The 20,707-nt window shown below is 74.5% G+C and carries 18 protein-coding genes; 8 read left to right on the forward strand and 10 right to left on the reverse strand.

Annotated features, from left to right (window positions below; all coding sequences use genetic code 11):
- Nucleotides 1-200 precede the first annotated feature (200 nt).
- A complete protein-coding gene (locus ABZ495_RS30235) occupies nt 201-1,394 on the reverse strand; it encodes a glycine C-acetyltransferase (protein WP_359839075.1) in 1,194 nt (397 codons plus the stop codon).
- A gap of 29 nt (nt 1,395-1,423) precedes the next feature.
- Nucleotides 1,424-2,452 carry an L-threonine 3-dehydrogenase gene (tdh, locus tag ABZ495_RS30240; RefSeq protein ID WP_329486201.1) on the reverse strand — a complete coding sequence of 343 codons (1,029 nt, stop codon included), beginning with the start codon at nt 2,450-2,452 and terminating at the stop codon, nt 1,424-1,426.
- Between the two features lie 473 nt (nt 2,453-2,925).
- On the opposite strand from tdh, the gene ABZ495_RS30245 reads away from it, so the two are divergent.
- The gene (locus tag ABZ495_RS30245) at nt 2,926-4,323 is read left to right on the forward strand and encodes a serine hydrolase domain-containing protein (protein WP_359810852.1); all 1,398 of its coding nucleotides are present in this window, start codon (nt 2,926-2,928) and stop codon (nt 4,321-4,323) included.
- Between the two features lie 53 nt (nt 4,324-4,376).
- On the opposite strand, the gene ABZ495_RS30250 is transcribed toward ABZ495_RS30245, so the two are convergent.
- On the reverse strand, nt 4,377-5,438 hold the full coding sequence (locus tag ABZ495_RS30250; RefSeq protein ID WP_359839077.1) for an ATP-dependent DNA ligase: 1,062 nt from the start codon (nt 5,436-5,438) through the stop codon (nt 4,377-4,379).
- Between the two features lie 66 nt (nt 5,439-5,504).
- Here ABZ495_RS30250 and ligD point away from each other — a divergent pair, with 66 nt between their 5' ends.
- The 3 genes from ligD (at nt 5,505) to ABZ495_RS30265 (ending at nt 8,127) form a co-directional block, all read left to right on the forward strand.
- Nucleotides 5,505-6,512: a non-homologous end-joining DNA ligase gene (ligD, locus tag ABZ495_RS30255; RefSeq protein ID WP_329486204.1), complete on the forward strand. Its 1,008-nt coding sequence runs from the start codon at nt 5,505-5,507 to the stop codon at nt 6,510-6,512.
- Nucleotides 6,513-6,610: 98 nt separating this feature from the next.
- Nucleotides 6,611-7,234 (forward strand): GNAT family N-acetyltransferase, encoded by a 624-nt coding sequence (locus ABZ495_RS30260; RefSeq protein WP_359839093.1) that lies wholly within the window; start codon nt 6,611-6,613, stop codon nt 7,232-7,234.
- A 44-nt stretch (nt 7,235-7,278) separates the two neighbouring features.
- Nucleotides 7,279-8,127, forward strand: coding sequence for an aminoglycoside phosphotransferase family protein (locus tag ABZ495_RS30265; protein ID WP_359810860.1), 849 nt, complete (start codon nt 7,279-7,281; stop codon nt 8,125-8,127).
- A gap of 102 nt (nt 8,128-8,229) precedes the next feature.
- Here the strand turns inward: ABZ495_RS30265 and ABZ495_RS30270 are convergent, their stop codons facing one another.
- The gene (locus ABZ495_RS30270) at nt 8,230-8,760 is read right to left on the reverse strand and encodes a hypothetical protein (RefSeq protein WP_329486206.1); all 531 of its coding nucleotides are present in this window, start codon (nt 8,758-8,760) and stop codon (nt 8,230-8,232) included.
- 227 nt (nt 8,761-8,987) lie between these two features.
- Nucleotides 8,988-10,202, reverse strand: coding sequence for an 8-amino-7-oxononanoate synthase (locus ABZ495_RS30275; protein ID WP_359839079.1), 1,215 nt, complete (start codon nt 10,200-10,202; stop codon nt 8,988-8,990).
- A 300-nt stretch (nt 10,203-10,502) separates the two neighbouring features.
- On the opposite strand from ABZ495_RS30275, the gene ABZ495_RS30280 reads away from it, so the two are divergent.
- Nucleotides 10,503-13,013, forward strand: a complete 2,511-nt coding sequence (locus ABZ495_RS30280; RefSeq protein WP_329486209.1) for a DUF3516 domain-containing protein — start codon at nt 10,503-10,505, stop codon at nt 13,011-13,013.
- A gap of 47 nt (nt 13,014-13,060) precedes the next feature.
- Here ABZ495_RS30280 and ABZ495_RS30285 read toward each other — a convergent pair whose 3' ends face one another.
- Entirely contained in the window at nt 13,061-13,888 is an 828-nt protein-coding gene (locus ABZ495_RS30285) for a hypothetical protein (protein ID WP_329486210.1), read from the reverse strand.
- Between the two features lie 215 nt (nt 13,889-14,103).
- Here ABZ495_RS30285 and bioB point away from each other — a divergent pair, with 215 nt between their 5' ends.
- Genes bioB through bioD form a run of 3 tightly spaced genes read left to right on the forward strand, consistent with a single transcriptional unit; the run spans nt 14,104 to nt 17,488 of the window.
- Nucleotides 14,104-15,399 carry a biotin synthase BioB gene (bioB, locus tag ABZ495_RS30290; protein WP_359839081.1) on the forward strand — a complete coding sequence of 432 codons (1,296 nt, stop codon included), beginning with the start codon at nt 14,104-14,106 and terminating at the stop codon, nt 15,397-15,399.
- Between the two features lie 23 nt (nt 15,400-15,422).
- Entirely contained in the window at nt 15,423-16,724 is a 1,302-nt protein-coding gene (locus ABZ495_RS30295; protein WP_329486213.1) for an adenosylmethionine--8-amino-7-oxononanoate transaminase, read from the forward strand.
- A complete protein-coding gene (bioD, locus tag ABZ495_RS30300; RefSeq protein WP_359810872.1) occupies nt 16,721-17,488 on the forward strand; it encodes a dethiobiotin synthase in 768 nt (255 codons plus the stop codon). The genes ABZ495_RS30295 and bioD overlap by 4 nt, the downstream gene beginning before the upstream one ends.
- A gap of 68 nt (nt 17,489-17,556) precedes the next feature.
- On the opposite strand, the gene ABZ495_RS30305 is transcribed toward bioD, so the two are convergent.
- The 4 genes from ABZ495_RS30305 to ABZ495_RS30320 all read right to left on the reverse strand — a co-directional run bounded on the left by ABZ495_RS30305 (nt 17,557) and on the right by ABZ495_RS30320 (nt 20,592).
- Nucleotides 17,557-18,669, reverse strand: a complete 1,113-nt coding sequence (locus ABZ495_RS30305) for an NAD(P)-dependent alcohol dehydrogenase (protein ID WP_359839083.1) — start codon at nt 18,667-18,669, stop codon at nt 17,557-17,559.
- A gap of 43 nt (nt 18,670-18,712) precedes the next feature.
- The gene (locus tag ABZ495_RS30310; protein WP_359839085.1) at nt 18,713-19,654 is read right to left on the reverse strand and encodes an SDR family NAD(P)-dependent oxidoreductase; all 942 of its coding nucleotides are present in this window, start codon (nt 19,652-19,654) and stop codon (nt 18,713-18,715) included.
- 9 nt (nt 19,655-19,663) lie between these two features.
- On the reverse strand, nt 19,664-20,065 hold the full coding sequence (locus ABZ495_RS30315) for a hypothetical protein (RefSeq protein WP_329486217.1): 402 nt from the start codon (nt 20,063-20,065) through the stop codon (nt 19,664-19,666).
- A 140-nt stretch (nt 20,066-20,205) separates the two neighbouring features.
- Nucleotides 20,206-20,592 carry a nuclear transport factor 2 family protein gene (locus ABZ495_RS30320; RefSeq protein ID WP_359810883.1) on the reverse strand — a complete coding sequence of 129 codons (387 nt, stop codon included), beginning with the start codon at nt 20,590-20,592 and terminating at the stop codon, nt 20,206-20,208.
- Nucleotides 20,593-20,707: the final 115 nt, after the last annotated feature.

Here is a 20,707-nt window from a genome sequence, read left to right on the forward strand (position 1 = left end):
GGACGTCGGCCGGGCCGACGTCCCACTCCCGGGCGGGAGGGTGGGGCAGTTGGTCTCTGGTGGTGCGCCGCGGCGCACCGTGCGGCGGCGGGGTGCCGAGCGGACGTGGTGCGCCGCACGGCGGCCCGGGGGTGCCCGTGGCGCGTCCGGTTCCGGGCGGACGGGCCACGGGCGGTCCCGGGAGGTGCCCCGGCCGGGGGCTACTCCCCCAGGGCGGCGCGGGCGTCGACGAAGGCCGCCACCACGCGCTCGACGTCCTCGGTGGAGTGCGCGGCGGACAGCTGCACCCGGATCCGGGCCGCGCCGTGCGGCACGACCGGGAAGGAGAAGCCGATCACGTACACGCCGCGCTCCAGCAGCAGCTCGGCGAGCCGGCCGGCCTCGGCCGCGTCGCCGATCATGACCGGGGCGATCGGGTGGTCGCCGGGCAGGATCTCGAAGCCGGCCTCGGTCATCCGCGAGCGGAACAGCGCCGTGTTGGCGGCCAGCTTCTCGCGCAGCTCGGTCGAGCGCTCGACCAGGTCGAGCACCTTCAGCGAGGCGGCGGCGATCACCGGGGCGAGCGAGTTGGAGAACAGGTACGGCCGCGAGCGCTGGCGCAGCAGGGCGACGATCTCGCGGCGCGCCGCGACGTAGCCGCCGGAGGCGCCGCCGAGGGCCTTGCCGAGGGTGCCGGTGATGATGTCGACGCGGTCCATCACGCCGTGCAGCTCGGGGGTGCCGCGCCCGTTCGGGCCGACGAAGCCGACCGCGTGCGAGTCGTCGACCATGACCATGGCGTCGTAGCGCTCGGCCAGGTCGCAGATCTCGCGCAGCGGGGCGACGTAGCCGTCCATCGAGAAGACGCCGTCGGTGACGACCAGCCGGCGGCGGGCGCCCTGGGCCTCCTTGAGCTGCTGCTCCAGGTCGGCCAGGTCGCGGTTGGCGTAGCGCAGCCGGCGGGCCTTGCAGAGGCGGATGCCGTCGATGATGCTCGCGTGGTTCAGCGCGTCGGAGATGACGGCGTCGCGCTCGTCGAGCAGGGTCTCGAAGACGCCGCCGTTGGCGTCGAAGCAGGAGGAGTAGAGGATCGTGTCCTCCTGGCCGAGGAACCCGGAGAGGCGGTCCTCCAGCTCCTTGTGGACGTCCTGGGTGCCGCAGATGAACCGGACCGAGGCCATCCCGTAGCCCCAGCGGTCCAGGGCGTCCTTGGCGGCGGTGAGCACCTCGGGGTGGTCCGCGAGGCCGAGGTAGTTGTTGGCACAGAAGTTCAGTACCTCGCCGGGCTGCCCGCCGGCGGTGACGGTGACGGCGGCGCTCTGCGGGGTGCCGATCACCCGCTCCGGCTTGAACAGGCCGGCCTCGCGGATCTCGTCGAGGGTGGCGGCCAGGTCGTCGCGCACGTTGTCGAACACGGTGTCTCCCTAGAGGGGGTCAGACGGTCTCAGACGGTCCAGTCGAGGATGATCTTGCCGCAGCGGCCGCTCGCGGCCTCGTCGAAGGCGGCCTCGAAGTCGGCGGCGGCGTAGCGGCCGGTGATCACGGGGCTGAGGTCGAGCCCGCCCTCCAGCAGGACGGACATCGCGTACCAGGTCTCGAACATCTCGCGGCCGTAGATGCCCTTGATGGTGATCATCGAGGTGACGACCGAGGCCCAGTCGACCGGGAACTGCTCGGCGGGCAGGCCGAGCATGGCGATCTTCCCGCCGTGGGTCATGTTGGCGATCATCGACTGCATCGCCTCGGGGCGGCCGGACATCTCCAGGCCGACGTCGAAGCCCTCGCGCAGGCCGAGCTTCTGCTGGCCCTCCTCGATGGTGTGCTCGGCCACGTTCAGGGCCAGCGTGACACCGACCTCGCGGGCCAGGTCGAGGCGGTACGGCGAGACGTCGGTGATCATCACGTTGCGCGCGCCGGCGTGCTTGGCGACGGCGGCGGCCATGATGCCGATCGGACCGGCACCGGTGATCAGCACGTCCTCGCCGACCAGCGGGAAGGAGAGCGCGGTGTGCACGGCGTTGCCGAAGGGGTCGAAGATCGCCGCGACGTCGAGGTCCACCGGGACCCGGTGCACCCAGACGTTGGAGGCGGGCAGCGCGACGAACTCGGCGAAGGCACCGTCCCGGCCGACCCCGAGGCCGACGGTGTTGCGGCAGAGGTGACGTCGGCCGGCCAGGCAGTTGCGGCACTTGCCGCAGACCAGGTGGCCCTCGCCGCTGACCAGGTCGCCGACCGAGATGTCCGCGACGGCCGCGCCGATCTCGGCCACCTCGCCGACGAACTCGTGGCCGAGGACGAGCGGGGTCCGGATGGTCTGCTGGGCCCAGCCGTCCCACTTGCGGATGTGCAGGTCGGTGCCGCAGATCCCGGTGCGCAGCACCTTGATCAGCACCTCGCCGGGGCCGATGGCAGGCTTCGGGACGTCCATCAGCCAGAGTCCGGGCTCTGCCTTCTGCTTGACGAGTGCCTTCACTGCGGCGGCTCCTGACGCATGGTGGGGCGGCCTGGTGAGGGCAGGCCGACGGGGCCCGGCGGGGTGGCTGCTCCTGCCTCCTCGCACCGAACATGGAGCAATCTGCCTGGTGGGAGGGGGTGCGGTCCATCGAGGAATTCTTAAGGGGCGCCACAGCTGGGCTAAACGATCGTGCCCGAGCCGGGCCCGGCCACCGGCGCGGCGTGCCGGTGGCCACCCGTTCGGCGGAGCGCTGGGGGCGCTCGGCACGGGCGCGGCGGCCCGGCCGGGCGTGAACCGGGCCGGGATGACCGGGGGTTCGGCTGGTTCGGCGCGCCGGCGGTTCCGGGGTGACCGGGGGTGGGGCCGTTCGGGCCAGTGCGGCGGCGGCCCGCGCGCGGGCCGGTCGTGGCGCGCATACGGTGGCGATCGCTCCCCCATGGCCCCGTGGAGCGCCGCTCCGGGGCCGTTCGGTCCAGAGAGGCGCTCCGATCATGACGAAGACACGACGGCCGCTCGCCCCGCTCCCCCGCCGCTCCGTGCGGGCGGCCACCGCGGTACTGGCCCTGACCGGTCTGCTGGCCGCCGCGGGTTGCTCCGGCCGGACGGCGTCCGACCCCCCGCCCGCCGGCCCGGTCACGGCCGTCCCCGCCGCGCTCAGCCCCTCGGCAGGCCCGTCCGGCCCGTCGTCGGGTCCGTCGTCCGGCTCGTCCTCCGCCGCCTCCTCCGCCTCAGGCTCCGCTTCGGGCTCCGCTTCGGGCTCGCCGAGCGCGTCCGGCTCCTCGCCGACGGCCGGCGGCACCGTGGCCGCGCTCACCCCGGACGTCACCGCCCGGCTGGACTCGGCGGTGCAGAAGGTGCTGAGCGAGGCCTCCGTCCCCGGGGTGATGGTCGCTCTGACCACGCCCGACGGCAGCTACCTCAAGGCCTTCGGCGTCTCCGACAAGGTCGCCGGTACGCCGATGGTCACCGGGCTGAACATGCGGATCGGCAGCGAGACCAAGACCTTCACCGTCACCGGGCTGCTCCGGCTGGTCGACCAGGGCAAGGCCGGTCTGGACGACCCGGTCGGCAAGTACGTCGCGGGCGTGCCCGGCGGGGACACGATCACCCTGCGCCAGCTCGCCGACATGCGCAGCGGCCTCTTCAACTACAGCGCGGACCCGGACTTCCAGCAGGCCGTGGTCAACGACCCGAACCGCGTCTTCACCCCGCAGCAGCTGCTCTCCTACGCCTTCGACCACCCCGCGGACTTCGCCCCGGGCAGCGCCTTCGAGTACAGCAACACCAACACCGTGCTGATCGGCCTGGTGGTGGAGAAGCTGAGCGGGCAGCCGCTCGACGTCTTCCTGAAGCAGCAGGTGTTCGACCCGGCCGGGCTGGGCCGGACGGTCTTCCCGACCGACGCGGCGTTCCCCCAGCCGCACGCCCGCGGGTACACCGACCAGACGCCGGACGGCTCGATCGCGGACGCCACCGACTGGAACCCGTCCTGGGCCTGGGCGGCGGGCGCGGTCATCTCCGACCTGGCCGACATGCAGAAGTGGGCGAAGGTGCTGGCCACCGGCACGCTGCTCAAGCCGGCCACCCAGGCGGAGCGGCTGGTGACGCCGCCCACCCCGCTGCCGGACGTCGGCTACGGGCTCGGGCTGTTCGTCAACCACGGCTGGGTCGGGCACAACGGCTCGCTGCCCGGCTACCAGAGCGCCGTGGTCTACCTGCCGTCGGCGCAGGCCACCCTGGCGGTGCTGCTGAACACGGACATCTCGTCCCAGGGCGAGGAGCCGTCGACGCTCTTCGCCAAGGCGATCACCGAGATCGTCTCGCCGGGGAACGTCTACTCGTTCCCGCCCGCGACGGCGAGCTCGTCGCCGTCCGCCTCGGTGACCTGAGCGGTCCCCCCGGTGGCCCGGGGAGCTGACCGGCCGGCGGCCCCGTCGACCGGTCAGCTCCCCAGGACCCGGGCCAGGTCGTAGGAGACCGGCTCCTCCAGCTGCGCGTAGGTGCAGCTCTCCGGGGTGCGGTCCGGGCGCCAGCGGCGGAACTGGGCGGTGTGCCGGAACCGGGTGCCCTCCATGTGGTCGTAGGCCACCTCGACCACCCGCTCGGGGCGCAGCGCCACCCAGGAGAGGTCCTTGCCGCCGGTCCAGCGGCTGACCGCGCCGGGCAGCCGGGCATCGGCGTGGGCGGCCTCGTCCGCCCAGCCGCCCCACGGGTGGGCGGAGACGTCCGTCATCCGCAACGGCGCCAGTTCCTCGACGAGTTCACGTCGGCGGGCCATCGAGAAGGCGGCGCAGACGCCGACGTGCTGCAGGCGGCCCTCGGCGTCGTTGATGCCGAGCAGCAGCGAGCCGACCACCGGTCCGCTCTTGTGCTCGCGGTAGCCGGCCACCACGCAGTCGGCGGTGCGCTCGTGCTTGATCTTGAACATGGTCCGCTCCCCCGGCCGGTAGGGCTGGTCCAGCGGCTTGGCCACCACGCCGTCCAGTCCGGCCCCCTCGAACTCGGCGAACCAGCTCTGCGCCAGCTCGCGGTCGGTGGACGCGGGGGCGGTGAAGACCGGGTCGGCGGCCCCGCCGAGCGCCGCCTCCAGGGCCGGGCGGCGCACCGAGAGCGGCTCGTCGAGCAGCGAGACGTCGCCGAGCGCGAGCAGGTCGAAGGCGACGAAGGAGGCGGGGGTGCGCTCGGCCAGCAGCCGCACCCGGCTGGCCGCCGGGTGGATCCGCTCCAGCAGCTCCTCGAACCGCAGCCGGCCGTCCCGGGCGATCACCACCTCGCCGTCCAGCACGCAGCGCGGCGGCAGCTCCCGCTTCAGGGCCTCCACCAGTTCGGGGAAGTACCTGGTGAGCGTCTTTCCGGTGCGGCTGCCGAGCTCGACCTCGTCGCCGTCGCGGAAGACGACGGTGCGGAAGCCGTCCCACTTGGCCTCGTACTGCATTCCCGGCGGGATCTTGGCGACCGACTTGGCGAGCATCGGCGCCACCGGCGGCATCACGGGCAGGTCCATGGCTCCGATCCTCGCGCCAACCGTTCCGGGGCGCGCGCCGGGCGGAGCGCGTCTAGCGTGAGAGGCATGGGCGCAGCCGTGGAACTGGATGTCGCCGGGCGCAGCGTACGGCTGTCGAATCCGGACAAGGTGTACTACCCCGAGCGCGGCTTCACCAAGCTGGACGTCGCGCAGTACTACCTGGCCGTCGCGGACGGGGTGCTGCGCGGGCTGCGGGACCGGCCGACCACGCTGCAGCGGTTCCCGGACGGCGTCACGGGCGAGTTCTTCTACCAGAAACGGGCGCCGAAGGGCCTGCCGGAGTGGCTGCCGACGGCCCGGATCAGCTTCCCGAGCGGGCGGTCCGCCGACGAGATCTGCCCCACCGAGCCGGCCGCCGTGCTCTGGGCCGCCAACCTGGGCTGTCTGACCTTCCACCCGTGGCCGGTGCGGCGGACCGACACCGACCACATCGACGAGCTGCGGATCGACCTCGACCCGCAGCCGGGCACCGACTTCCACGACGCCGCCCTGGCCGCCCACGAACTCCGCGCCGTGCTGGAGGAGCACGGACTGCGCGGCTGGCCAAAGACCTCCGGCGGACGCGGGGTGCACGTGTACGTGCCGCTGGAGCCGCGGTGGACGTTCACCGACGGCCGGCACGCGGTGATCGCGCTCGGCCGGGTGCTGGAGCAGCGGATGCCGGGCCGGGTGACCACCGCGTGGTGGAAGGAGGAGCGCGGCGAGCGGATCTTCGTGGACTACAACCAGATGGCCCGGGACCGGACCATCGCCTCCGCCTACTCGCTGCGCGCCCGCCCCCGGGCGACCGCCTCGACGCCGCTGCGCTGGGAGGAGCTGGACGACGCCGCACCGGAGGACTTCGACCTGCGGACGGTGCCACCGCGGTTCGCCGAACTCGGCGACCTCCAGGCGGAGATGGACGACAAGGCGTACCGGCTGGACGGGCTGCTGGAGCTGTACGAGCGCCAGCTGCGGGACGAGGGGCTGGGCGAGCTGCCGTACCCGCCCGACCATCCGAAGGCCCCCGGCGAGCCGAGCCGGGTGCAGCCGAGCCGGGCCCGGAAGACCTGACGGGGCGGCGGGCACCGCGCGGCGGTCGAATAGGCTGACGCTCTTCGAACGGTGGAACGGGGGGCGTCGGGGTGGGCGGGCGCGGACTGCGGGAGATCATGGCCGACGCGGCGGGCGGACTGTTCCCGCCGCCGGACGGCTCGGTGACGGTGGTGCCGCAGCCGTCGGCGCGCGAGGCCGGGGTGCTGGCGTTCTCCGCGCACGCCGTGGTGTTCACCGACGAGGACCCGGCCTGGGTGCGGACCGCGCTGGCCGCCGTGCCGGGCGACCCGCTGGCCGCACCGCTCTCCCCGCCCTTCCTGACCGCGCTCGCCGAGCGGACCGGCCGGGTGGCCGGCACCATCGACCTGCTGACCGTGGCCGGCCGGCTGCCCGGTGCTCCCCCGCTGGCGCCGGCCGAGGTCCGGGACCGGGCGCACCCCCGGGTGGTGCGCGCGCTGCGCTACCGCGAGGACGTCCGGGTCTTCACGGTCGACGGCGGGGTCCTGGTGCTCGGGCGCGGGGTGGCCGGACGGTGGGAGTGCGCGATCGAGGTGGACCCACAGGCGCGCGGCCGGGGCCTGGGGCGCGCGCTGGCGGCGAGCGCCCGGCATCTGCTCCCGGAGGGCGAGTGGATCTGGTCGCAGCAGGCGCCGGGCAACGCCACCAGCGTGCGGGCGTTCCAGGCGGCCGGCTACCGCCCGGTGGGCGCGGAGGCGCTGCTGGTGGTGGGGCAGCCGTGAACGGGGGCGGGGCGGTTCCGGGCGAGGTGGTTCCGGGTGACCTGGTGACGGTGCCGGCCGAGGTCCGGGACCGGCTGACGGTCCGTTTCGGCCCGGCGGCCGAGGCCTGGTGCGCGGCCCTCCCGGCGGTGGTCGAGGAGCTGGCCCGGCGCTGGAGCCTGGAGCTGCGCGCGGCCGGCGGCGGCGGGACGTCCCGGGTGTTCCGCTGCGAGCGCGGTGACGGCACCGCGGTCTGGCTGAAGCTGACGCCCGATCCCGAGGTGGCCGCGCAGGAGGCGGTGGCCCTGCGGGCCTGGTCGGGGCTGCCGTCCGTGGTGCGGCTCCTGGCGACGGACACGGCGGCGAACGCCCTGCTGCTGGCGGACGTGGAGCCCGGGGCGCCGCTGCGGCAGCGGGCCTGGCGGCCGGCGGAGGTGGCGCCGCTGCTCGGCGCCCTGCGCTCGGTGCCGGTGGACGGGCTGGCCCTGCGGCCGCTGGGCGACCGGGTGGAGTTCCTCTTCGACCTCACCGAACGGCGCGCGCCCGGCGCGGTGCCGCCCGGGGCGCGTGCCTTCGCCCGGGAGCTGGCAGCCGGCGGGCCGCTCGCGCTCGTCCACGGGGACCTGCACCCGGCCAACGTCCTGGACGGCCCGGCCGGACCGGTCGCGATCGACCCGCGCCCGTCCCTCGGGGACCCGGACTTCGACCTGGTGGACTGGGTGCTCGACGGCGTCACCGACCGGCCCGCCCTAGACCGGGCGATCGCCGACCTGAGCGCCCGCGTCCCCGGGGCCGATCCGGCCCGCGTCCTGGCCTGGTGCCGCGCCCTCGCGGTGACCGTCGCCGCCCCCCGCGCGGCAGCGGGCCGGCACGACGCGGAGACGGCGTTCCTGCTGGAGCTGGCGGGGTTCTGAGGCCGCGGCGCGGCACCGGACGGCGGCGGGGTCCTGAGGCCGCCGTGTCCGCACAGGAAGTCGGCGGGTCCGACTTCCTGTGCGAGCGCCGAGGACGGGGCTTCAGCCTGCGGCGAGGCCGCCCAGGAGGAAGGCGAAGGCGCCGGTGAGGAGGGCGCCGGTGGTGATCGCCAGGGCGGTGACCAGCCACTTCCAGGGGATCAGCGACTTCAGCAGCCGGGCGGCGAGGCAGGCGCCGAGGGTGATCGCCGCGAGGGCGAACAGGAAGAGGCTCAGCCACTTGAACAGCCCGGCCGTGCCCGCCAGGCGGCACTCGCCGTCCTCGCAGGAGACCCGGACCCGGTTGTGGGTGTCGACCTTCCAGTCGATCCGGGCGTACTCGTTCGGCAGGCCGCCGCCGTCGGGGTAGAAGGTGCCCCGGCAGTCGCCGGTCTCGGTCGGGACGGCCTCGGCGGAGTCGGTCCGCAGGCACCGGTCCGCCACCAGCACCCCGGGGGTGCCGGAGAGGCCGGTCGCGTACCCGAGCCCCTCCCCCGCCGTCACCGCGCCCCAGCCGCCCACCCCGAGCAGCGCCAGCACGGCGGCGGCGATCGTCAGCGCCTTCACCAGTGCCCGCCGAATGTCCGGATCCATCGCCACCCCTGTTCCGTCGCCCCCGGTTGCAGGGACGCACCGACCGGCCGCCCGGTTCGGCTCCGTTGGCCGGCGGTCGGGAAGGGCGGCGGCCAGGAGTACTCCGCGGCCTCGCCGGAGACGAGCGCCGTAGCTCCGCCGCAATTCGCTCCGCCCCCCGGCGGAGCGCACTGCCCCCGGGAGGGGACGCGGTCCGACCGGTGCGTGGTTGCGGGGGGGCGGCGCGGTCAGGCGGAGTGCGCGCCGGCCGGGGCGAGGGAGGCGATGATCCGGACCGCGTCGGCGATCTGGCCGTCCGTGAGGTCCCCCCGGGCGGTGAGGCGCAGCCGGGAGACGCCGTCCGGGACGGACGGCGGACGGAAGCAGCCGACCGCGAGACCGGCCCGGCGGCAGTCGGCGGCCCAGGCCACGGCGGCCTCCGGGCCGGGGGCGCGGACGGAGACGACCGCCGCGTCCGGGGTGGAGGCCCGCAGGCCGGCGGCGGTGAGCCGGGCGGCGAGGGTGCGGGCGACCTCGCGGGCCCGCTCGGCGCGGTGCGGCTCGGCCCGCAGCAGGCGCAGCGCGCCGAGGGCGGCGCCGGCGGCGGCCGGGGCCAGGCCGGTGTCGAAGATGAAGGTGCGCGCCGTCTCGGTGAGGTGGCGGATCACCCGACGCGGGCCGAGCACCGCGCCGCCCTGCGAGCCGAGCGACTTGGACAGCGTGACGGTGGCGACGGTGTCGGGCTCGCCGGCCAGGCCCGCGGCGGCCAGCGCACCGGCGCCGCCGGGGCCGAGCACGCCCAGGCCGTGCGCGTCGTCCACCAGCAGGGCGGCGCCGTGGGCGCGGGCGGCGGCGGAGAGTCCGGGCAGCGGGGCGGCGTTGCCGTCGACGGAGAAGACCGAGTCGGTGACCACCAGCGCCCGCCGGTGGGTGCGTTCGGCGAGCGCGGCACGGACGGCGTCCGGGTCGCTGTGCGGGGCGCGGTGGACGTCGCCGCGGGCGAGCCGGCAGCCGTCGATCAGCGAGGCGTGGTTGTAGGCGTCGGAGACGATCAGGGTGTCCGGGTCGGTGAGCGCGGTCAGCGCGGCCAGGTTCGCGGTGTAGCCGGAGGAGAACACCAGGGCCGCCTCCACCCCGCAGAACTCGGCCAGCTCGCCCTCCAGTTCGGTGTGCAGGGCGGTGGTTCCGGTGACCAGCCGGGAGCCGGTGGCGCCGCCGCCCCAGCGCAGCGCCGCGTCGGCGGCGGACCGGGTGACGGCGGGGTGCCGGGTCAGCCCGAGGTAGTCGTTGCCCGCGAGGTCGAGCACCGGGTCCTCGGCCGGGCGGCTGCGCAGCGTCCGGGTGAGGCCCGCCCGGGCCCGCAGCTCGGCCGTCTCGTCGAGCCAGTCGAAGACGGCGGCGGGGGCGGGGACGGCGTCCGCCGGAGTGCGGACGGGCGGTTCGGACGCGGTGCGGTGGGCCATGCCCGGCACTCTGGCACGGCGGGCGCGACCCGGGCAATGTGCGAAGCGGCACACGCCCGGGCGGCCGTTCCGACGCCGTCCACCGGCGGATCGAGGCCGGTGGGGGCCTCGGGCTGCCGGCGCTCTCGGACCGGAAGCGGGCCCGGGCGTTCGTCGACCTCGCGCACCGGGCCGCCGGGGAGGCCGTCCGGCAGGAGGGGTGCGGCGGGGCGCGCCCCGCCGAGCGGGCGCCCGCGACTCCGGGGAGGAGCTGAGCCCCGGGCTTTGCCCGGCGTGTGCGCGAGCAGGCAAGATAGCCGGGTGACCCTCCTTGATCTGATGCCGAAGCCCGCTACCCCCGACGCGCTGTACGAGACGTTCGCCGCCTGGGCGGAGGAGCGCGGGATCACGCTGTACCCGGCGCAGGAGGAGGCCCTGATCGAGCTGGTGTCGGGGAACAACGTCATCCTCGCGACGCCGACCGGGTCGGGGAAGAGCCTGGTGGCGGCCGGTGCGCACTTCGCCGCGCTGGCGGAGGGCAAGCGGACCTTCTACACCGCGCCGATCAAGGCACTGGTCTCGGAGAAGTTCTTCGACCTCTGCAAGATGTTCGGCACCGAGCAGGTCGGCATGATGACCGGCGACGCGAGCGTCAACCCGACCGCGCCGATCATCTGCTGCACCGCCGAGGTGCTGGCGCAGATCGCGCTGCGGGACGGCGCCCGGGCCGACGTCGGCCAGGTCGTCATGGACGAGTTCCACTTCTACGCGGAGCCGGACCGCGGCTGGGCCTGGCAGATCCCGATCCTGGAACTCCCGCAGGTGCAGTTCCTGCTGATGTCCGCGACGCTCGGCGACGTCCGTCGTTTCGAGGAGGACCTGACCCGCCGCACCGGCCGGCCGACCACCGTGGTCCGCTCGGCGACCCGGCCCGTCCCGCTGTTCTACGAGTACCGCCGCACCACCATGCACGACACCCTGGAGGAACTGCTGAAGACCGGTCAGGCCCCGGTCTACGTCGTGCACTTCACCCAGAAGGAAGCCGTCGAGCGGGCGCAGTCGCTGATGAGCATCAACATGTGCTCGAAGGCGGAGAAGGACGCCATCGCCGCCCTCATCGGCAACTTCCGCTTCACCACCAAGTTCGGCCGCAACCTGTCCCGCTTCGTGCGGCACGGGATCGGCGTGCACCACGCGGGCATGCTGCCCAAGTACCGCCGGCTGGTCGAACGGCTCGCCCAGGCGGGGCTGTTGAAGGTGATCTGCGGTACCGACACGCTCGGCGTGGGTGTCAACGTGCCGATCCGTACGGTGCTGTTCACCGCGCTGTCCAAGTACGACGGCGTGCGCGTGCGGGTGCTGCGGGCCCGGGAGTTCCACCAGATCGCCGGACGGGCCGGGCGGGCCGGGTTCGACACCGTCGGGCAGGTCGTCGCGCAGGCGCCCGAGCACGTGATCGAGAACGACAAGGCCGTCGCCAAGGCGGGCGACGACCCGAAGAAGAAGCGCAAGATCGTCCGCAAGAAGGCGCCGGAGGGCTTCGTCGGGTGGTCCGAGGAGACCTTCGAGCGGCTGATCGGGGCCGACCCGGAGCAGCTGGTCTCCCGGTTCAAGGTGAGCCACGCGATGCTGCTGTCGGTGATCGGCCGGCCCGGCAACGCCTTCGAGGCGATGCGCAAGCTCCTCACCGACAACCACGAGGAGCGCGGCGCGCAACGCCGGCACATCCGCACCACGATCGCCATCTACCGCTCGCTGCTGGAGGGCGGCGTGGTCGAGCGGCTCCCGGAGCCGGACGCGGAGGGCCGGATCGTCCGGCTGACCCTCGACCTCCAGGAGAACTTCGCCCTCAACCAGCCGCTCTCCACCTTCGCGCTGGCCGCCTTCGAGCTGCTCGACCCGGCCTCGCCCTCGTACGCGATGGACGTCGTCTCGGTGGTCGAGGCCACCCTCGACGACCCGCGCCAGATCCTCGCCTCGCAGCAGAACAAGGCCCGCGGCGAGGCCATCGGCGAGATGAAGCGCGACGGCATCGAGTACGAGGAGCGGATGGAGCGGCTCCAGGAGATCACCTACCCGAAGCCGCTGGAGGAGCTGCTCACCCACGCCTACGAGGTGTACCGGCGGGCGCACCCGTGGATCGGCGACCACGAGCTGCGGCCGAAGTCCGTGGTCCGCGACCTGTACGAGCGGGCGATGACCTTCTCGGACTACGTGGGCCACTACGACCTGGCGCGCACCGAGGGCATCGTGCTGCGCTACCTGGCCGGCGCCTTCAAGGCGCTGGAGCAGACCGTGCCCGACGACCTCAAGACCGACGACCTCAAGGACGTCATCGCCTGGCTCGGCGAGCTGGTCCGCCAGGTCGACTCCAGCCTGCTGGACGAGTGGGAGCAGCTGGCCAACCCGACCGATCCGCAGGCCCCCGAGGTCGCGCTGGACGACAAGCCGGCGCCGGTGACGGCCAACGCGCGGGCGTTCCGGGTGCTGGTGCGCAACGAGCTGTTCCGCCGGGTCGAGCTGGCCGCGCTGGAGAACTACCACGCCCTCGGCGAGCTGGACGGCGAGTACGGCTGGAACGCGGACCGCTGGGCGGAGGCGATGGACGGGTACTGGGACGAGCACGACGACCTCGGGACCGGACCGAACGCGCGTGGCCCGAAGATGCTGCTGATCGAGGAGGAGGACTCCTCCTGGAAGGTCCGGCAGATCTTCGACGACCCGGCCGGTGACCACGACTGGGGCATCAGCGCCGAGGTCGACCTGTACGGCTCCGACGAGGAGGGCCGGGCGGTCCTGCGGGTCACCTCGGTGGACCGGCTCGACGGCTGACCACCCGACGGCGGCGGGGTCCACCACGGGTGGGCCCCGCCGCCGCGTCACATCCAGACGAAGGGCGCGCCCGCCGAGTAGGAGACCGCCCGGGTGGCCTCGTCGAGCGCCTGCTCGCCGCCGGCCGGGGCGGTGGACGGGGCGCCGACCGGGGTGGGCGGGCCGGAGGGGGCGGGCGCGGTGCCGTGCGGCTCGACGGGCCGCGAGCTGGTGACCGTCACGTACTGGCCGACCGCCGCGACGCGCTGCTCCGAGCCGGGCTTGGCGCTGCCGGCGGGCTGGGCGGGGGCGGTGGAGGCGTCCGGGAGGATGAAGGTGAGCGCGCCCGGCTTGGCCCGCAGGGTCTCGGCGGCCCTGGCGGCGGCGGCGTGGTCGGCGAAGCGCAGCAGGGTGACGCTGCTGAGCACCGGCTGGGCCTGGCCGGCGAAACTGACGGCGAGGTAGGCCTGGCAGCCGCTGTCGCGCAGCAGGTCCTCGGCGCGGTCCTGGAGGGTCTCGGCGCAGCTCTCGCCCTGCCGGACACCGGAGCGCTTGCCCCGGTAGGCGCCGACCTCGATCACCCGCTGGGCGGGGAAGAGGGTGTCGACGTTGAGGCCCTCGGGGTCGGTCGCGGCGCGCGGCGGCGGACTGCCGACCACCCGCGGGGTGCTGGAGGCGTCCTTGCTGGCCGGGCCCAGGCCGGGTATCCAGTCGCCGGGCGCCGGGCGGGTGATGATCCAGCCGCCGGCCGCCACCACGCCGACCACCACGACCCAACCCACGACCCGGCGGGCGCCGAATCTCCCGGGCGGCTGTCGATGGGCCTCGGCCGGCCGGGCGGCTCCGTGCTGTTCCTGGTCACCCGATGGCGGGGTCCGCTCCCCCTGCGTGGTCATGGCGCAGATTCTAAGCAGTGCGCGGGTGGTGGAGATCACGGGGGCGGGCCGTTGACGATCACCCGTACTACCGGTCGGTAACCCCGGCCCCCGGGGGACGTGACCTGCACCACTACCGTGAGCTGTGACACTGTGACAACTCGCACATCCTCCCGGAGATCTTCTGGTGGGTTCCCTCTGGCGTCGCCCGACGGCCAGCAGGCAGGATCAGCCTCATGGATCTGCTCGATACCCTCACCGCCAAGGGCCTGCGCGGGGAAATCCCCACCCGCGAGGAGGCCCTGGCCGTCCTCGCCACCACCGACGACGAGCTGCTGGACGTGGTCGCGGCCGCCGGGCGGGTGCGCCGGCAGTGGTTCGGCCGCCGGGTCAAGCTCAACTACCTGGTGAACCTCAAGAGCGGGCTCTGCCCGGAGGACTGCTCGTACTGTTCGCAGCGGCTGGGCTCCAAGGCCGAGATCCTCAAGTACACCTGGCTGAAGCCGGACCAGGCCGCCGAGGCGGCGAAGGCGGGCGTCGCCGGCGGCGCCAAGCGGGTCTGCCTGGTGGCCAGCGGCCGCGGCCCGACGGACCGTGACATCGACCGGGTGGCCGACACCATCTCGGCCATCAAGGACGCCGACCCGGCCGTCGAGATCTGCGCCTGCCTCGGCCTGCTCTCCGACAACCAGGCCGAGCGGCTGCGGGCGGCCGGCGCCGACGCGTACAACCACAACCTCAACACCTCCGAGGGCACCTACGGGGACATCACCACCACCCACACCTACGCGGACCGGGTGGACACCGTGCAGAAGGCGCACGGCGCGGGCCTGTCCGCCTGCTCCGGCCTGATCGCGGGCATGGGCGAGAGCGACGGCGACCTGGTCGACGTGGTCTTCGCGCTGCGCGAGCTGGGCTCCGACTCGGTACCGGTCAACTTCCTCATCCCGTTCGAGGGCACCCCGCTGGCCAAGGAGTGGAACCTCACCCCGCAGCGCTGCCTGCGGATCCTGGCGATGGTCCGCTTCGTCTGCCCCGACGTCGAGGTGCGGATCGCGGGCGGACGCGAGGTCCACCTGCGCTCGCTGCAGCCGCTGGGCCTGCACATCGCCAACTCGATCTTCCTGGGCGACTACCTGACCAGTGAGGGCCAGGCCGGCCAGGCCGACCTCGACATGATCAAGGACGCGGGCTTCGAGGTGGAGGGCGCCGGCGAGGCCACCCTGCCCCGGCACCGGGCCGACATCGCGGCCGCCGCCGAGGGCGGCGCGTGCGGGACGGGCGGCGGCTGCGGGCCGTGCGGCGGGCACGCCGCGCCGGCCGAACAGCCGACCGCGGAGCAGGCCGGGGGCTGCGGGCCCTGCGGCGGGCACACTGCGCCGCCCGTCGAGGCGGACACCGCCGAGGCCGCCGGGACCGCCGGGGCCGGGACGGCCGCCGTCGCTGGGGCGAACACCGGCGACGGGCTGCGCAGCGACCTCGTCCGGGTCCGCCGGCGCGGTGCCGGTACCGAGCTGGCCCCCAACGCCTGACCGTCCGCAGGGAAAGACTCACCATGGCTCAGCTGACCACCGACACCCTCCTCGCCCTCGACCGGGCGCACGTCTGGCACCCGTACGGTCCGATGCCCGGCACCGCCACCCCTTACGTCGTCGAATCGGCGTCCGGGGTGCGGCTGCGGCTCGCCGAGCCCGTCGCGGGCCGCCGCGAGCTGGTCGACGGCATGTCGTCCTGGTGGGCGGCGATCCACGGCTACGGGCACCCGGTGCTGGACGAGGCGGTGCGCGACCAGCTGGGCCGGATGAGCCACGTGATGTTCGGCGGGCTCACCCACGAGCCCGCCGTACGGCTCGCCGCCCGGCTGGTCGAGATCACCCCGGAACCGCTGCGGCACGTCTTCCTGGGCGACTCCGGCTCGGTGGCGGTCGAGGTGGCGATGAAGATGTGCCTGCAGTACTGGCAGTCCGTCGGGCGGCCGGAGAAGCGGCGGCTGCTCACCTGGCGCGGCGGCTACCACGGGGACACCTTCCACCCGATGTCGGTCTGCGACCCGCAGGGCGGCATGCACCACCTCTGGGGCGGGGTGCTGCCCGACCAGCTCTTCGCACCCCAGCCGCCGGCCGGCTTCGACGCCCCGCCGGACGCCGGGTACGCGGCGGAGTTCGAGTCTCTGATGGAGCGGCACGCGGGCGAACTGGCCGCCGTGATCGTCGAGCCGGTGGTGCAGGGCGCGGGCGGGATGCGGTTCCACTCCCCGGCCTACCTGCGGATGCTGCGCGAACTCTGCGACCGGCACGGGGTGCTGCTCGTCTTCGACGAGATCGCCACCGGGTTCGGCCGCAGCGGCGCGCTGTTCGCGGCCGACCACGCCGGCGTCTCGCCGGACGTGATGTGCCTGGGCAAGGCGATGACCGGCGGCTACCTGACCATGGCGGCCACGCTCTGCACCGCCGAGGTCGCGGACGGGATCAGCCGGGGCGAGATGCCGGTGCTGGCGCACGGGCCGACGTTCATGGGCAACCCGCTGGCCGCGGCGGTCGCCAACGCCTCGATCGACCTGCTGCTGGGCCAGGACTGGCAGGTCGAGGTGAAGCGGATCGAGGACGGTCTGCGGGACGGTCTGGCGGACGCCGCCGAGCTGCCCGGGGTCCGGGACGTACGGGTGCAGGGGGCCATCGGGGTGGTGCAGCTCGACCACCCGGTGGACGTGGCGGCGGCGACCGAGGCAGCCGCCCGGGAGGGCGTCTGGCTGCGGCCGTTCCGCGACCTCCTCTACACGATGCCGCCGTACGTGACGCAGGACGAGGACGTGGCGCGGATCGCCGCGGCCGTGACGGCGGCGGCGGTGGCCGGATGAGCGCGCGGATCCTGTTCGTCACGGGGACCAACACCGAGGTCGGAAAGACCGTCGCCACCGCCGCGGTCGCCTCGGCGGCGCTGCGGGGCGGCGCGCGGGTCGCGGTGCTGAAGCCCGGCCAGACCGGTCTGGCCGCCGGCGAGCCGGGCGACGTGGACGACGTCCGCCGCCTCGCCGCCGACCCGGCCTCGGGTGCGCCGGCCGGCCGGCTGACCACGCGCGAGCTGGCCCGGTACCCGGAGCCGCTGGCCCCGAACACGGCGGCGCGGCGCGCCGGACTGCCCCCGGTGTCGCCCGACGAGGTGGCGGCGGAGGTGGCGGCGCTGGCCTCGTCGCACGAGCTGGTCCTGGTCGAGGGCGCCGGCGGACTGCTGGTGCACTACGACGACGAGGGCCGGACGCTGGCCGACCAGGCGCGCGCGGTGCGGCGGGCCGGTCTCGCGGCCGAGGTGCTGCTGGTGGCCTCGGCGGGGCTGGGCACGCTCAACATCGTCGCGCTCACGGCGGAGGCCCTGCGGGCGCGCGAGCTGCCGCTGGCCGGCGTCGTCGTCGGCTCCTGGCCGCAGCGCCCCGGGCTCGCCGAGCGCTGCAACCTCGCCGACCTGCCCCGGTCGGCGGACGCTCCGCTGCTCGGCGCCCTCCCGGCGCACGCGGGCGGCGCGCCGGACTTCGCCGCGCTGGCCGTCGCCTCCCTGGCGCCCGAGCTGGGCGGCGACTGGGACGCCGCGGCCTTCGCCCGGACGCACCGGCCGTACGCGCTGTAGGACGCGCGGGAGGCGCGGGTGCCCGCCCGGACCCGTAGGGGCGGGCGGGCACCGGGCGGGCACCGCGCTCAGGCGGGCGCCGGGCGGTGCAGCAGTACCGGTTTGACGGCCGCTCCGGCGACCGAGTCCGCGACCGCGCGGTTGATGTCGGCCAGCGGGTACGACCGGACGAGCCGGTCCAGCGGGAAGCGGCCCGCCAGGAAGAAGTCCAGCAGCTGCGGGATCAGCAGCTGCGGGACGCTGTCGCCCTGGAGGATGCCCTTCACCGTGCGGCCGAGCAGCTGGACCAGTCCGACCGAGAGGTCCTGTCCGGTGCCCGCCGACCCGACGATGCCGGCCGTTCCGCCGACGGCCAGCGACTCCACGGCGGCCCGGGCGGTCCGCGGCAGGCCCACCGCGTCGAGCGCGAAGTCGACACCGCCCCGGCTGAGCCGGACCACGGCGGCCGCCACGCCGTCCTGGGCGCCGTCGAGCACGTCGGTGGCACCGAGTTCGAGCGCGAGGTCCAGCCGGGCGCGGTTCAGGTCGACGGCGATGATCCGTGAGCAGCCGGCGATCCTGGCCGCCATCACCGCCGCCAGCCCCACCGGCCCGGCGCCGAACACCACGAGACTGCTCCCGGGCGGTGCCGCGAACACCCCGAGCACCGCACCCGCGCCGGTCTGCAGCCCGCAGCCCAGCGGGCCGAGCAGTTCGAGCGGGGCGTCCTCACGGACCTTCACGACACTGCGCCGGTGGGCGACGACGTGGTCCCCGAAGGAGGACTGGCCGAAGAAGTGCCCGTTGATCTCGGTGCCGTCCGCGTCCCGGTAGGCGGTCGAGCCGTCCGCCCGCCGGCCGCGCAGGTTGAGCGGCAGGAACGACGCGCAGTGCATCGGGTGGCCGGTGAGGCAGGGACGGCAGGAGCCGCAGCTCATCGGGGCCAGCACCACCGGGTCGCCGGGGGCGACCGAGGTCACCCCCGCGCCGACGGCCGCGACCACACCGCTGCCCTCGTGCCCGAGGACGGCGGGCAGGCCCGGCGGGAGGATCTGGTCCAGCGCCAGCAGGTCGGTGTGGCACAGTCCGGTGGCGACGAGCCGGACCAGCACCTCGTCGGCCCGGGGCGGCTCCAGCAGGACGTCCTCGACCGTGAACGGCCCGCCCTTGCCTCGGGCGACGGCGGCCTTGATGGACAGCATTCGGGTCCTCTCTCATTGACAGCGGGCAGGGGCAGGCCCCGGGTCACCGACCCGGGGCCGGCGGGGCGGCGGGGGCCGCCGCCGGGCCGCCGGGGCGGGCGCCGGGCGCGTCGCCCGGAGCGTCGTGGCCGCCGTCGTCGTGCGGACCGGCGGTGGTGCTGGTCACCCGGCCGTCGGCGAAGCGCAGCCGGCCCTCCCCGGCGACGACCAGGTCGGCGAACTCGAAGCGGGTGATGCCGGTGTCCGCCGCGACGACCCACGCCTGTCCGGTGCGCCCGTCCCGCACGGCGACGGCCATCGCGTCCACCACGAGGTCCGGGGCGGCCACCGCCACCCCGGCGGCCCGCCAGGCGGCGAGGCGCCCGGCGATCAGCGGCGTCTCGACCGCGCCCGGGCAGAGCACGTTGAGGGTGACGCCGTCGCCCGCGAGCGCCGGCGCCAGCGACCGGACCAGCCCCACCACGGCGTGCTTGGAGGCGGCGTAGAACACGTCCGGCGAGGGACGCAGCCCGGTGGTACTGGCGGTGACCGTGATCGAGCCCCCGCCACGGGCCCGCAGCGCCGGGAGCGCGGCCTGCACCCCGTAGACCACCGAGTCGACGTTGACCGCGAGCAGCCGCCGGTAGGCCTCGGGATCGAACCCATCGCCGATCGCGCTCCCGGCCAGGACGCCGGAGTTGAGCCAGACGGCGTCCAGGCCGCCGAACCGGTCGACCGCGGCCCGCACCAGCCGCTCGTTGTCGGCCAGTTCGGCGGTGTCGGCCCGGACGAACAGGGCGCCGGTCTCCCGGGCGACCGCCTCGCCGCGGGCCCGGTCGATGTCGGCCAGCACGACGTGACCGCCCTGGGCGGTGAACCGCCGGGCGGCGGCGGAACCGATTCCGCCGCCCCCGCCGGTGATCAGTACGACCTTGCCCGCGAAGTCCGCGAGGTCCGCGGACCTCTCGGGGCCCGCGGGGCCGGCCGTGTCCGGAGTCGTGTCCATGCGTCCGGGCTAGGAGAGCAGGGTCGAGAAGAAGACCAGCTTGGCCTCGGCGACCTTGCCGGGGTCGACCGGGCGCCACTGGCGGACCCCGGTGCGCCCGGCGTAGCTGCCGCTCACGCCGACCACCGGGCAGTAGAGCCACTCGCCGGAGACCAGGTTGCTGAACCGCGCCCAGGCCTCGACGTGCACGTCGCCGTCGGCGAGCGCGATCTTCTCGGTGATGCAGGTCATCAGCTCGTCGTCGCTCTCGCGGCGCGTGACGATCTTGTAGAAGCCGTCGACCGTACCGATCGCGGCACCCGACGGGTCGCGCAGCTCCGCCACGTAGGTGCCGCTCTGTCCGACCTTCGGGTCCTCGAAGTCGATGTCGTTGGCGAAGGTGACCAGGTGCTCACTGAGGTTCTCGAACATTGTCCATCGTTCCTTCGGTAGGGGTGCCGGGTGCTCCCGGCGGTCATGACGGGTGGGGTCGGGTGCCCTGGGACGGTCGGGTACCGGGACGGTCGGGTACTGGGACGGTCGGGTACCGGGACGGTCGGGTACCGGGGATGTCAGGCCTTGCGGAACACGTCCTTGACGAGGATCAGGCCGTCCTTGAGCGTGAAGAGGTCCACGCCCCGGTCCAGCACCCGGCCGGTGGCGTCGCGCAGGGTGAACTCGATGATCTGCCGGTCCCCCACCACCACGGCCGGCTCGAAGACCAGGGCGATCCCCTGGTCGCCGAACTCCTCGCGCTTCTTGACCAGGTCCACCAGGTAGGCCCGGATCTCGTCGCGCCGGTAGGTGGTGCCGGGCTCGGGCCCCTCGGCCACGCTCCAGACGCCGTCCTCGGCGAAGCAGGCGACCGCCTCGTCGAAGGCGTCCCGGGCGCACGCGTCGAAGAAGGCCGCGACCTTGCCCTCGCCCACCGCCGTGCCGGCTACCGCGTTGTCGGTCATCGTGATCTCGTCTCTCTCGGGTCGGAATCTGTCGGTCGGAATCTGTCGGTCGGAATCTGTTGCCCGGGTGTGTCGGTCGGGGTGTGTCGGCCACGCTCGGTCGTACGGAACGGGC

It is taken from the genome of Kitasatospora sp. NPDC005748 (genome assembly GCF_040630735.1).
GTDB lineage: Bacteria > Actinomycetota > Actinomycetes > Streptomycetales > Streptomycetaceae > Kitasatospora.

Bases quoted from the DNA above. Each gene is read 5' to 3' on its own strand.
- ABZ495_RS30245 (WP_359810852.1), top strand. From the start codon at position 2,926: ATGACGAAGACACGACGGCCGCTCGCCCCGCTCCCCCGCCGCTCCGTG.
- ABZ495_RS30260 (WP_359839093.1), top strand. From the start codon at position 6,611: ATGGCCGACGCGGCGGGCGGACTGTTCCCGCCGCCGGACGGCTCGGTG.
- ABZ495_RS30315 (WP_329486217.1), bottom strand. From the start codon at position 20,065: ATGTTCGAGAACCTCAGTGAGCACCTGGTCACCTTCGCCAACGACATC.
- ABZ495_RS30250 (WP_359839077.1), bottom strand. From the start codon at position 5,438: ATGGACCTGCCCGTGATGCCGCCGGTGGCGCCGATGCTCGCCAAGTCG.
- ligD (WP_329486204.1), top strand. From the start codon at position 5,505: ATGGGCGCAGCCGTGGAACTGGATGTCGCCGGGCGCAGCGTACGGCTG.
- ABZ495_RS30295 (WP_329486213.1), top strand. From the start codon at position 15,423: ATGGCTCAGCTGACCACCGACACCCTCCTCGCCCTCGACCGGGCGCAC.
- bioB (WP_359839081.1), top strand. From the start codon at position 14,104: ATGGATCTGCTCGATACCCTCACCGCCAAGGGCCTGCGCGGGGAAATC.
- ABZ495_RS30270 (WP_329486206.1), bottom strand. From the start codon at position 8,760: ATGGATCCGGACATTCGGCGGGCACTGGTGAAGGCGCTGACGATCGCC.
- ABZ495_RS30275 (WP_359839079.1), bottom strand. From the start codon at position 10,202: ATGGCCCACCGCACCGCGTCCGAACCGCCCGTCCGCACTCCGGCGGAC.
- ABZ495_RS30320 (WP_359810883.1), bottom strand. From the start codon at position 20,592: ATGACCGACAACGCGGTAGCCGGCACGGCGGTGGGCGAGGGCAAGGTC.
- bioD (WP_359810872.1), top strand. From the start codon at position 16,721: ATGAGCGCGCGGATCCTGTTCGTCACGGGGACCAACACCGAGGTCGGA.
- ABZ495_RS30305 (WP_359839083.1), bottom strand. From the start codon at position 18,669: ATGCTGTCCATCAAGGCCGCCGTCGCCCGAGGCAAGGGCGGGCCGTTC.
- ABZ495_RS30285 (WP_329486210.1), bottom strand. From the start codon at position 13,888: ATGACCACGCAGGGGGAGCGGACCCCGCCATCGGGTGACCAGGAACAG.
- ABZ495_RS30310 (WP_359839085.1), bottom strand. From the start codon at position 19,654: ATGGACACGACTCCGGACACGGCCGGCCCCGCGGGCCCCGAGAGGTCC.